The sequence below is a fragment of the Flavobacterium circumlabens genome, assembly GCF_004345565.1.
GTDB lineage: Bacteria > Bacteroidota > Bacteroidia > Flavobacteriales > Flavobacteriaceae > Flavobacterium > Flavobacterium circumlabens.
Genome location: NZ_SLWA01000001.1, coordinates 367157 through 379233, shown reverse-complemented (window position 1 = coordinate 379233; position 12077 = coordinate 367157). Strand labels below are relative to the sequence as shown.

Annotated in this window: 10 protein-coding genes; 1 reads left to right on the top strand and 9 read right to left on the bottom strand. The window is 33.8% G+C overall.

Going from position 1 to position 12077, the window contains the following annotated elements:
• Positions 1–76: 76 nt before the first annotated feature.
• Positions 77–856, top strand: a complete 780-nt coding sequence (locus tag EV142_RS01575) for a DNA/RNA non-specific endonuclease (RefSeq protein WP_132032060.1) — start codon at positions 77–79, stop codon at positions 854–856.
• Here the strand turns inward: EV142_RS01575 and rpe are convergent.
• The 9 genes from rpe to EV142_RS24565 all read right to left on the bottom strand — a co-directional run bounded on the left by rpe (position 833) and on the right by EV142_RS24565 (position 12073).
• Positions 833–1495, bottom strand: coding sequence for a ribulose-phosphate 3-epimerase (gene rpe, locus EV142_RS01570; RefSeq protein ID WP_132032058.1), 663 nt, complete (start codon positions 1493–1495; stop codon positions 833–835). The two genes, EV142_RS01575 and rpe, sit on opposite strands and share 24 nt — an antisense overlap.
• Before the next feature lie 366 nt (positions 1496–1861).
• Complete coding sequence (locus EV142_RS01565; RefSeq protein ID WP_007804760.1) at positions 1862–2725, bottom strand: sigma-70 family RNA polymerase sigma factor; 864 nt, start codon at positions 2723–2725, stop codon at positions 1862–1864.
• Positions 2726–2809: 84 nt separating this feature from the next.
• Entirely contained in the window at positions 2810–4291 is a 1482-nt protein-coding gene (locus EV142_RS01560; RefSeq protein ID WP_132032056.1) for a porin family protein, read from the bottom strand.
• The gene (locus EV142_RS01555; RefSeq protein ID WP_132032054.1) at positions 4281–4832 is read right to left on the bottom strand and encodes an RNA polymerase sigma factor; all 552 of its coding nucleotides are present in this window, start codon (positions 4830–4832) and stop codon (positions 4281–4283) included. Before EV142_RS01555 ends, EV142_RS01560 begins: the two co-directional genes overlap by 11 nt.
• A 145-nt stretch (positions 4833–4977) precedes the next feature.
• On the bottom strand, positions 4978–6732 hold the full coding sequence (locus tag EV142_RS01550) for a hypothetical protein (protein WP_132032052.1): 1755 nt from the start codon (positions 6730–6732) through the stop codon (positions 4978–4980).
• Between the two features lie 20 nt (positions 6733–6752).
• Positions 6753–7979: a DUF4249 domain-containing protein gene (locus EV142_RS01545; RefSeq protein ID WP_158286280.1), complete on the bottom strand. Its 1227-nt coding sequence runs from the start codon at positions 7977–7979 to the stop codon at positions 6753–6755.
• An 89-nt stretch (positions 7980–8068) separates the two neighbouring features.
• Positions 8069–9289, bottom strand: coding sequence for a DUF4249 domain-containing protein (locus EV142_RS01540; RefSeq protein WP_132032048.1), 1221 nt, complete (start codon positions 9287–9289; stop codon positions 8069–8071).
• Positions 9290–9299: 10 nt separating this feature from the next.
• Positions 9300–11537, bottom strand: a complete 2238-nt coding sequence (locus EV142_RS01535) for a TonB-dependent receptor (RefSeq protein ID WP_306462522.1) — start codon at positions 11535–11537, stop codon at positions 9300–9302.
• Positions 11534–12073 (bottom strand): hypothetical protein, encoded by a 540-nt coding sequence (locus EV142_RS24565; RefSeq protein ID WP_306462521.1) that lies wholly within the window; start codon positions 12071–12073, stop codon positions 11534–11536. Before EV142_RS24565 ends, EV142_RS01535 begins: the two co-directional genes overlap by 4 nt.
• Positions 12074–12077 lie beyond the last annotated feature (4 nt).

The following is a 12077-nucleotide window of genomic DNA, read 5'->3' as shown; positions in this document are numbered from 1 at the left end:
AATTAATTTGTTATTGAAACGCTCCGAAAGTTTATATTTACGGAGCGTTTTTTTTATGTATTTTAAGTATAAGAATATGAAAAAATTTATTGTTTTGTGTTTGATAAGTTTTGTGTTTCTTTCCTGTAAAAATGAAGTAGAAATAAAAAAGCAGATGATAGAAGAGCAGCCTCATTTTTCTTCTAATGAAAATAGCCCTGATTCATTGTATACGACTGCTTATCTGCCAACATCTACAACCAGACAAATTGTAACTCATAAGTATTATACACTCTCTTATAATGAAAAATTTGAGCAGGCAGAATGGGTTGCTTACGAATTAAAGAAAGAATATTTGAAAAACGGAAATTATAAGCGTCCGTATTTCATTGAAGATCCAAAAGTAACAACAGGTTCTGCCGATTGGAGAAATTATAAAAAATCAGGATATGACAAAGGGCATCTTTGCCCTGCCGGAGATATGGAGTTTGATGTAGGTGCCTATAATGATACTTTTTACACCTCAAATATTTCACCTCAGAAACATGATTTTAATAGCGGAATCTGGAATAGAATAGAGCAGAAGACGCGTTATTGGGCTGGAAAGTACAATGATATTTATGTGGTAACAGGAGGCATTTTGAAAGATTCAGATAAAAAAATAGGAACAGAAAAAGTTGCTGTTCCTGGATATTTTTACAAAATCATTCTGGCAAAATCGGGAAACCAACACAAAGCCATTGCATTTTTAGTTCCCAATGAAGATAGTAATAAGTCGCTTTACGATTTTGTAGTTCCTATCGAAACTATTGAAAACAAGACCGGAATTGATTTTTTTCCAAATTTAAAAAATTTAAAAAGCAGTCATGACTTTTAAGTCAGCAATAGTTGCTGTAGGGTTTTCGGCTTTAAAGACAAAGCTTCCGGCAACCAGAACATCTGCTCCGGCTTCTACTAATTGTTTTGCGTTTTTATTGGTTACACCGCCATCAATTTCAATAAGTGTCGAAGCATTTTTGCGCGTAATCAACTCTTTTAGTTTTTTTACTTTGGCATAGGTATTTTCAATAAAGGATTGTCCTCCAAAGCCAGGGTTAACACTCATTATACAAACAAGATCAATATCGTTGATCACATCTTCTAATAAATCAATATTGGTATGAGGATTAATGGCTACTCCGGCTTTCATCCCTTCAGCCTTAATTGCCTGTAATGTTCTGTGTAAGTGTGTGCAGGCTTCATAATGTACTGTTAGGTTGTTGGCACCCAAATCCGCAAAATTTTTAATGTAACGATCAGGATCAACGATCATCAAATGTACATCGATAGTCTTTTTGGTGTGTCTGGAAATAGCCTCTAAAACAGGCATTCCAAAAGAAATATTTGGAACAAAAACACCATCCATAATATCGATATGAAACCAGTCAGCCTCACTGTTATTAATCATTTCGATGTCGCGTTGTAAATTGGCAAAATCGGCAGCAAGAACTGAAGGAGCAATAAGTGTATTTTTCATTGTGTAGTGGTGTGTTGTTTTTTACAAAGATAAATTTTTTATGATTTACAGTAAAATTTAACCGCAAAGCACGCAAATTTTTTTTGTCTTCTAAGATTTTTTTAAAAAAGAAAAGTTCACAAAGCTTTGTGCGATATGCTTTTTAAAATAAAAAGCAGAAAACCTTGCGAACCTTGCGTAAATCCCTTGCGTGCTTTGCGTTTAAAAAATAAAATAAAAAACTCCGGTAATCAGCCGGAGTTTCAATCATCAATCAAAAAACGAACAGTCAATCAAACTGTTGTTTACTATAAAATTCCAGGTTAAAAAATCCAAATTCCAATTTTGAGTTGGAATTTGGGATTTAAATAATGGAATTTAGGCTTTTTATCCTAAATAAGTTTTAAGGATTTTACTTCTTGAAGTATGTTTTAATCTGCGGATTGCTTTTTCTTTAATCTGACGCACACGCTCACGTGTTAAGTCGAAAGTTTCTCCAATTTCTTCTAATGTCATTGGGTGCTGATCGCCAAGACCAAAATACAAACGAACTACATCTGCCTCTCTTGGAGTTAATGTTTCTAACGAACGCTCGATTTCAGTACGTAATGATTCGTGAATTAATTCTCTGTCAGGATTTGGAGATTCTCCGGAACGTAAAACGTCATAAAGATTAGAGTCTTCACCTTCAACAAGAGGTGCATCCATAGATAAGTGACGGCCAGAGTTTTTCATAGACTCTTTTACATCATTTACGGTCATGTCAAGTTCTTTTGCAATTTCCTCAGCAGAAGGCGGACGCTCGTTAGATTGCTCTAGTAAAGCGTACATCTTGTTGATTTTATTGATAGAACCAATTTTGTTTAATGGTAAACGTACGATACGTGATTGTTCTGCCAGAGCCTGAAGGATCGATTGACGAATCCACCAAACTGCGTAAGAGATAAATTTGAAACCACGCGTTTCATCAAAACGCTGAGCCGCTTTAATTAGACCTAAGTTTCCTTCGTTAATTAAATCAGGAAGAGTTAATCCTTGATTTTGATATTGTTTTGCCACAGAAACTACGAAACGTAGGTTGGCTTTTGTTAATTTTTCTAAAGCTCTTTGATCACCGGCCTTTATTCTTTGTGCTAATTCTACCTCTTCATCAGCGGTAATCAGGTCAACTTTTCCGATTTCTTGTAGATATTTATCTAACGATGCAGTTTCACGATTGGTTACCTGCTTGGTGATTTTAAGTTGTCTCATGTTGTTGTCTCCCTATTTTTTAAAGTGTACAAATAGTTATACGTAAGAAGTGGAGAAAAAGTTACAACGAACTGAAAAATATTTTTAAAATTTATAACTAACCCCGGATTGAAGTGAGAAACTATGCGGTTTAGCATCGCCGCTTTCTTTGAAAGTGCTCAAATAATATTTAAAGAGAGGATTTATGTCCAGACTAAATTTGGCATTTAGTTTATAGCTTATTCCTATTCCTAAATTGTATGAAAAATTGATTCCTGAAATATTTTTTGCTTCGCCTATGTTTTGCATAGCAACTTTTTCAGATTTTAAGGAAAGCTGGTTTTTGTCTGAAATTAAGAAGCTAAATCCCGTAAAGGCTTCCATTCCGATTTTACTTTCATCTTTTTTGAAAGCATATACAAATTCTATTGGAAGTTCATAATACGATAGCTTTTGTACTAAGTCAACTTCATTTGAACCGGTAAAAGTTTGTTTTATATTGATCTCAGACTTTAATTCGATATTGTTATAATTCGGGATTAGTTCATCTTTATCCAGTCGGGTTGAAGTTTTTAAATTTATTTTAGAAAATCCTGCCCGAAAACCGATTTTGTCGTACATGGTTTTTACATAGACACCATAATGTGAAGTGACCGGGTGCTTTGTCGCTAAATTATCCATAGACGGATCGATCATCGATGCGCTGTTTAAAGATCCGGAAATAGCCGGACCGTAAAAAACTGAGACACTCAACTCCGGATCTGATTCTTTGTTTTCAGTATTGTAAACTGTTTTTTTATACTCTCTTTTTGGAGTTGTGTCTTTCTTTAATTTGAGACTGTCCATTTTTGCAATGGTATCGATTTTTGCTTCAATTACTCTTGGAGTGCTTACGGTTTTTTGTGTTGCAGCATCTTTTTCCGGGCTTTTGTTTTTAGGAATCTCGGTGGCAAGCGGTTTATAGACAACTTTTTTGGAGTGCTTTGTGCTATGAGTTTTGGTCTTTTTTTTTGACTTTGTTTCTGTAGTTTTGTTTTTTTTTATCAATAGTTTGTTTTCGGTAGCTTTTGGCTGGATCGTTTTTTTAAGGGTTCCTGATTTTATTAGTTTTGTGGTTACTTGTTCTTTCTTAAGAATGACTTTGTATTTTTTTACGACTTCGTATTCTTCGTACTCATTTGTAGAAGTTACCAGTTTGCTGGATTCCTTGATTAGTTTTACACTTTTAGTTTTTTTAACTCTGGTAACGATATCTGATCCTGATTTTTGCAGTTTTGGATTTGATTTCTGATTTTGTTTTTGATCTGATACAAGATTGGTTTTTTGGCTAGGAGCTTTCGCTGTCGTTTCCTGTTTTGCCTGATTATCCGATTTTTGAGTTTTATCCTGGAAATCTGAATTAAAATAAAATAGTGTACAAAAAAGTACAGCAATGATTACGCCCGGAATTATCCAGGATAATATTCTTTTGTTTCTTTTTTTATTAAGATCGGTTTCAATCTTAGACCATACAAATTCACTTGGATTTTTATCTAAATCAGCTAACTTGTCTTTTATTTTTTTTCCTATTTCAGTTCTATTTTCCATTTTTTCGCTTAGAATAATAAAATGTGCTTTTTGATTTAATTTTTTCTTTCAAAATTTGTTTTGCTCTGTGTAAGTTTGATTTTGAAGTACTTTCAGATATGGATAACATCGTTGCGATCTCCTGATGTGAGTAATCATCCAGTTCATATAAATTGAAAACCAAACGATATTGGTGAGGGAGTTCCTGAATAAAAGATAAGATGGTTTCAAGAGGCAGATCAATTTCAGTTTCATTTACAGTATGGTCTTCAGGGTAATCATCTTTGATAGCAGTCAGGGTATATGATTGCTTGTACCTTGTTATTGCCTTGTTGATGGTAATTCTTTTAATCCAGCCCTCAAAACTTCCATTTCCTTTATAATTTTTTATATTGGTAAAGATTTCAATAAAAGAGTCGTGAAGATTGTCCTCTGCTTCTGCGTCATTCGGGCAATACTTCAGACTTAACACAAAAAGAGTCTTTTTATACATTTCGTATAATGCTTCTTGTGCTTTTCTGTTTTGTTTGCAACAGTCTTTTATGAGTTGGTCTAAATTCAAATTTTATTTTTTATTCTAACTTCCGGTTTATAATTAATAGTATTAAAATAATAAAAAGGTTGCGTTGTGAAATAGAAAATAAATAAAACCCTTGCTCTTAAGTTTAGAAACAAGGGTTTTTAGGACCAAAAACGGGTGTTATTTTTTAATTTACAGTTGAATCTTTTACTTCAAAAGTTTCTTTTAAAGAGACAGGAATTCCTTCATTTGTAAATCCTTCCACGTTTATTTCGTATTTTCCTGCAACATCAGAGGTGAAAAATGAAATTATGTTTTCTTTGTTTTCTAAAGTTAATTCCGGCTGCCAAAGTAATTGATATCTGTAATCCGGAATTCTTTCGTATTTGCTTTTATCTGTATAATCTTCCTTGAAGGCAATAATTTTATTCTGAGGTCTTTGAATTTCAGTTCTTAGAATATAACTGCCATTTGCTGACGTTACGTAATCCGTATTTTTAGTAGTGAAATTGATAACACCATTAAACGCTTTTGGTCCATAAAAATAGACGCCCGGAACAATACTGACTTTATAGATATTTTCTGTTTTATAAGTAAATAATTCATTTACATTCTGAATTAAAAGCCCGTCAACTAATACCAAAGCAGGTTCCGAAAAATATTCCAGGTCGTAATTGATGTCTCTAAGATTTAAAGAATAATTATTGTCTTTTTCACGATAGTACATTTCTTTTACAACCTCTGTAATTGTTTCTTTTAGAGTAGGGAATTTGGTGTAGTCACCCAATAGGTATTCTTTCGCCAACGGATGATAAAACGGAAAACTACCGGAGTTAGTCGCAACACTGTCTTTTTTCAGCGAGTAATACGAATTTTCTATCTGATTTGCAATTGACCTTTGTTCGATAGCGTCTTTGTAATCAGAAGTCAGGGATAGCTCATCATTAGTTTTTAAGTCAGACAAATTGTATCCTGTATTTTTATCGATTTCTATTTTATAATCGTTTTTATCATTTTCTAATACCTGAACAACAACATTAGAATAGTTTGGATTTTTATCCAGAATAAAGTTGAACCTTCCCAATTGATTGGTTTGAACAATTTTAAAAGCAAATTCTTTACCTGGTATAGATAAAGCCACATTTTTATGGTTTACCTCTTTAGGATCTTTATTGTTTGTAATGGTTCCGGAAATAATTTCGCCTCTAAGCTCAGGAAGGAATTTGATCGAATCATTTATTCTGTTTGTTACTTCATTAGTAGAGTTGAATTTTACAAACTCTGAAGCGTTCAATTGTTTTTTAGCAGGCAAATTATCAATTTTCTTTACAGAAAGAGAAAAACTTCCTTTTTTGATTTCAGGAGTTAACGATTTTATTTTTAACTGAACCAGTTCTCTTTCCTGAAATGTGTTTTTATCTAATGCTATTGCGAAATTTTTATCCTTAATTTGATTTTCTGCAAGAGATGCACTCCCTAATGCTTTTGTTTCCTGGCTCTGGGAGTTATAATTTTTATTTGGATTAGATTTTTTAGCCGCTAAATAAGGATTTATCACTAAAAGATCCGTTTTAGAAGTTTTAAAATCATTTTTATTCAACATCCATTTGGTGTAGGCAATAAGTGTATAGTTGCCTGTTTCAATTGTGGTCGGAATGAAAAATTCGCCCTGTCCTTTTCCGTTATCCAGATAAATTTTATTGGTAAAAACAACCTGATTGTCACTGTTGATAAGATCAACGTAAGCAATTTTGCTGATTTTGCTCAAAGCATTATTGGCCGGATTGGTACAATACAATTTGCAATGCAGTGTCTCTCCGGTAATTAATGTTGTGTTGTTTAAGTGAACAAATATATTTTCAGTCGTAGCTGTACTAATAGCTTCATTTTTGTTTAATGAACTATTTTGGGCAACAGCAAAAGTATTTATTGCTATTACCATTATTGTGCTGGTTATTCGTTTTAATCTATCCAAAATAAAGGTTTAATGTTAGATGAAATTTTAGTACAGTCACCACAAGGTGCAGGAGTAAAAACATAGGTTGTGTTATTATTAAGAGCGGCAAAAAACACATACTCTCTTCCGGCCCCTGTAACTATAGAATATATTTGCGGTCCTCTGCAGAACTTGTCCGTAAAGCAGTTCGCTAAGGATAGTGTCTGACTGCAATCTGCAATAAATGGCGGGTAGGGATCATCTTTAAAGATATCCCTGAAATTAAAAAAGATTCTTTTTGATGAAACGGATGAGACTTCAAAATAGCCAATAATTTTCTCGTCGGAATTATCATTTGATTTTAAATTACCATAATTAAACCCCGGCTGAACCTGAGATAAAAGACTTGCCGATGTTGAAAGGTTTTTTAAGGTTTTGTAATAGGTGTAAGAGGCTAAATTCTGCACATATTCCCGCACTATAATGCTGTATCGCTCATAAAGGATCGGACTTTTTATATCTATAAAACGTATTGGCAGATTGATTCGGTCTTCACTAAGGCCTACGTTACTAATTAACATTAAATCATCTGATTTTTTTGTGGTGAAACAGACTCTTGATTCGCCGTTATCTCTGGGAACAGTAAGATAAGTGAAGTCCGGACCCGGATTACTGGGGTCTAAGATCAGTTTATTGGGTTTCCAATCCGGAGAGACTATTTTATAAGTTTCATCATATTCAAATCTGTAGAATTGTGATTTTGAACTTGGATCATAGCTGGTTACGACTATTTGTACCCCTTTTTGCCCATCGATTGTTTCGATCTTTGGTTCCACCTGAACTTCAGTGACAGGCGTTAAAGTTTCAGCTTCAGACGAGTATGATTTCCCATCTTTTGTTGTAATATTCAGTTGATATGATTTCCCGGGAATCGCCTGAAAAGGACTGTTCGACACATAAAGCCCTGAGAATTCTTCAAATTCAAATTCATAGCTGTTGTTGTCACTATCTGTTACGTACACAATTGCTCCTTTTTCAGGAGCAGGTCCGTTTTCTTCAAGACGATAGGATCGGGTGATTTTAATTTCCTGCTTTTTTAATTCATTTGTAAGGATTGCCTGAACAACAGGTATGCTTTCAAAAGTATTGGTTTGAAAGGCATATTGCTCGGTACAACTAGCCATAAAAAGGCAGAAAAGCACCAAAGCAATTGTTCGGTATAAAAAATTAATATGTTGAATTATAAATTTCATAAATAGATTAATTTGTAGTCTCATTTTTTCTTGATGACCTATTTTGTGTAACAACTAATCTGTATGTTGTTGGTTAATATTATTATTTTTTAATCGATCCAAAATAAAGGTCTGATGTTAGATGAAATTTGAGTACAATCACCACAGGGTGATGGAACAAATATGATATTTTCCATATAATTCTGAGATCCGTAAAAAATAAACTCTCGGCCTAATCCGGTAACTATCGAATATATTTTTGGTCCGCCGCAACCGACATTCCAGCAATTCGATAATTCCAGTGGTGCGCAACTGAAAAAAAATGGAGGATGCTGATCTGTTATAAAGATATCCCTGAAATTGAAAAATATTCTTTTTGATGAAATTGATGATACCTCAAAAAAACCAATTATCTTCTCATCGGGATCATCATTTGATTTTAAATTACCATAATTAAACCCTGGCTGTACTTGCGAAAGGAGACTTGCAGAAGTAGAAAGATTTTTCAGTGTTTTATAATAAGTATAAGAGGCCAAATTCTGAACATATTGACGGACTATAATGCTGTAACGCTGCATAATAATCGGATCCTTGATGTTTATGAAGCGTATGGGTAAATTGATACGATCTTCGCTAAGTCCCACATTGCTTATTAACATTAAATCGTCTGATTTTTTTGTGGTATAACATATTCTTGATTCGCCATTATTTCTTGGAACAGTAAGGAAAGTATATTCCGGACCCGGGTTGCTTGGGTCTACAATAAGTTTGTTCGGTTTCCAGTCGGGAGCGACTACTTTGTAGGTTTCGTCATATTCGAATCTGTAGAATTGTGATTTTGAACTTGGGTCATTACTGGTGACCCTTATTTGTACTCCTTTTTCTCCGTCGACTGTTTCGATTTTTGGCTCTACATTAATTTCACTAACAGGAGTCAAAGTTTCCATTGCAGACGAATATGATTTTCCCTCTTTGGTGGTGAAATTCAATTGATAGGATCGCCCGGGAACTGCCTGAAAAGGATTGTTTGAAACGTAAAGACCGGAGAAATCTTCAAATTCAAATTCATAGTTATTGTTTTCGCTATCGGTTACGTACACAGTAGCTCCTTTTTCAGGAGTTGGTCCGTTTTCCTCAAGACGATAAGATCTGGTAATCTTAATTTCCTGTTTTTTTAATTCATTTGTAATGTTTGCCTGGACAACAAGCATGCTCTCAAAGGTATTGGTTTGAAAAGCATATTGCTCTGTACAGCTGCCCATAGAAAGGCAAAAAAGTACTAAAACAATTGCTTGATAAAGAAGGCTACTATGTCGAATTGTAAATTTCATTTAATGATTACTAAAATTTGACATTATAAGTTATAGTTGGAATAGGCACCGAAAATATAGACGTTTTATAGGCTTTTATCTCACCATTTGTCGTTACAAAAAAGATAGAATATGGATTGTTTCTTCCTAACACGTTATAGATTGATATATTCCAGAAGCTGTGTGACAGCTTTTTAATTTTATGATTTCCTTCGATATTGAAACCAACATCTAATCGATAATAATCGGGGATTCTAAATTTATTCCTGTCACTATATAGGGTATATTCTAAACCGTTGTATACATAGCTTCCTATAGGATAGGTAATGGGTCTTCCGGATTGGTATACAAAATTACTCGAAAGACTGTATCTTTTTGTGAATTTATAATTTAATACAGCACTCACTTCATGTGGTTTGTCAAAATTTGTTGGAAAATAATGACCATTGTTTACTTTTTCTTCTGTAAACTGACTGTCTGACTTAATAAAAGTACGTGCATACGTATAACCTAGCCAGCCATTAAGCTTGCCTGTGTTTTTTTTGATTAAAAACTCAACTCCGTAAGCTTTTCCTTCTCCCTGAAGCAGTTGTGTTTCAGGATTTTTATTCAATAACAATTCTGCACCAACTTTATAGTCTAATAAATTGTCGGATTTTTTATAATAGCCTTCCAGGCTAAGTTCATATTTGTCATCGTCTAAATTTTTATAAAGGCCCAGTGAAAATTGCTGTGCTTTCTGAGGTGCTATATTTAAATCAGATAACTTCCAGGCATCAGTAGGCGATTGTGTAGTGTTACTGGTTAATAAGTGAATGTATTGATACGTTTTGTCATAGCTGGCTTTTACAGAGAAATCGTCTGTAAATAAATAACGTGCTGCAATTCGGGGTTCAAATCCACCATAGGTTTTAATAGCTTCATTTTTCTTGTAATATTGAGAACCTATTACCGTATTGTCGTTAATAGGAGCGTTGCTTTGGTAAATTCTTTCGGTGGCTTCACCCAGTGCTGAGTAACTAGAATAACGTAAACCTAAAGTGATCAGTAGTTTTTCGGTGATATTATAATTGTCTGCAAAATAAACCGCTGATTCTAATGCCTTCTCGCCGTCTATGTTTACTGCAATTAATGTAGCATCTTCTGGTTTTTTGGGATGCAGATATCCGGGATCAACATTATAAAGTTTACTGGAGACACCGTAATTAAAAGCGTGCTTTTTATTTAAGGTATAATTCCCATTTAGTATAACCTGCGTTTCATTTAGTTTATAGCCATAATCAAACGAATTTATTCCTCCGTTGTCATAGTCAATGTTGAATTTATATTCACTATTGGTAAATATAAGATCTGCTTTGCTTTTAGCATTGAAGGAATGATTCCATTTTAATGAAACCAGTGCGTTACTGTATTTATAGACAGAATCCGAAGAAATACTAAAACGATCTTTACTGTAATATAAGGTTGTCTCAATATTGTTATTGGTGTTTATTTTGTGATTGTATTTTAGGATTCCATCAAAAAATGAGGCTTCACTGTTTTTTAAAGATTCGTCTTTCAATCGTTTTAAAATCCATTCAGAATAGGTTCCTCTGATACCGACTAATAAACTTGATTTGTTTTTTACTATTGGTGTACTTATCGAAAGATTACTTGTTACAGATCCGATTCCTCCTTCACCGGAGAATTTTTCAGGATTGCCATTTTTTGTGGTAATGTCAAAGACAGAAGATAATCTTCCTCCAAATCTTGCCGGGATACTCCCTTTGTAAATGTCTACTTTGCTGGTGGTGTAGGGATTAACAGCAGAGAAAAAACCCAGGAAATGTGAGGTATTGTATAAAACGGCATTGTCTAAAAGGATTAGATTCTGGTCATCTTTTCCTCCACGCACATTAAATCCTGCAGAACCTTCCCCTGTAGTTTTTATTCCGGGTAAAGTAGTGGCAACTCTAAAAATATCACGTTCCCCAAGAACCAGCGGAATATTTTTTATTCCTTCGACATCTATACTGGAAACCCCGGCTACGGCAGTTTTTACATTTCGATTCGCGTTCTTATTGATCACTACTTCGTCCAGCTCATTGATGCTTTCATAAAGAGTGACATCCAGTTTGCCATCGTCATAGACCATAATTGGTTGTGTGTCTTTCTTATGGTTAATAGATTCTATCTCCAGATAATTGAGACCATACGGAACTTCAATTTTGTAATATCCCTGTTCGTTAGTGGTTGTGCTGATATTTTTATCACGCACTTTAATAGTCACATTAGAAAGAGTTTTTTTAGTTTTTCATTCTTTATGATGCCGGATAAGGAGTATGATTTTAATTCTTCTCCCTTTTTCTCTTTACCAATGTAGGTTATGCCATTATTGGTAGTATTTTGTTTTTTTGTATCGAGTTGTTGGTGAAATAAGGGTTTTGTTGTGCTTTTGTTTTCTGCAATAACGGTTTTTGCAGGTACAGGTTCAAAATAATTACTAGGTAAGGAACTGTGGATTATACTATTTTTTGTCAGTATTATTTTTTTATCGGTAATGAAATAATTCAGGGTCGTTTTTTCGAAAATAGTGCTAAGTACTTCTTCCAGTGAAGCATCGGTGTAAGTTCCGTTTATGACAACAGCTTCAGATTTGATCCAGTTTTCATCAAAATAAAATCGGTAGCCCGCCACTTTTTCAAGACTTTCTATTGCTGTTTTTAAGTCAGCATTTTTAAATTCAATGGATATATTGTTCTTTTTTTCCTGACTAAACGATAATGTAAAAGCTAATAAAAATAGGGCTAATATAATTTTTCTCATTTTT

What these genes read in the sequence shown, in the direction of transcription:
- EV142_RS01575 (WP_132032060.1), top strand. Translation starts at nt 77, where the DNA reads ATGAAAAAATTTATTGTTTTGTGTTTGATAAGTTTTGTGTTTCTTTCC.
- rpe (WP_132032058.1), bottom strand. Translation starts at nt 1,495, where the DNA reads ATGAAAAATACACTTATTGCTCCTTCAGTTCTTGCTGCCGATTTTGCC.
- EV142_RS01565 (WP_007804760.1), bottom strand. Translation starts at nt 2,725, where the DNA reads ATGAGACAACTTAAAATCACCAAGCAGGTAACCAATCGTGAAACTGCA.
- EV142_RS01560 (WP_132032056.1), bottom strand. Translation starts at nt 4,291, where the DNA reads ATGGAAAATAGAACTGAAATAGGAAAAAAAATAAAAGACAAGTTAGCT.
- EV142_RS01550 (WP_132032052.1), bottom strand. Translation starts at nt 6,732, where the DNA reads ATGGTAATAGCAATAAATACTTTTGCTGTTGCCCAAAATAGTTCATTA.
- EV142_RS01545 (WP_158286280.1), bottom strand. Translation starts at nt 7,979, where the DNA reads ATGAAATTTATAATTCAACATATTAATTTTTTATACCGAACAATTGCT.
- EV142_RS01540 (WP_132032048.1), bottom strand. Translation starts at nt 9,289, where the DNA reads ATGAAATTTACAATTCGACATAGTAGCCTTCTTTATCAAGCAATTGTT.
- EV142_RS24565 (WP_306462521.1), bottom strand. Translation starts at nt 12,073, where the DNA reads ATGAGAAAAATTATATTAGCCCTATTTTTATTAGCTTTTACATTATCG.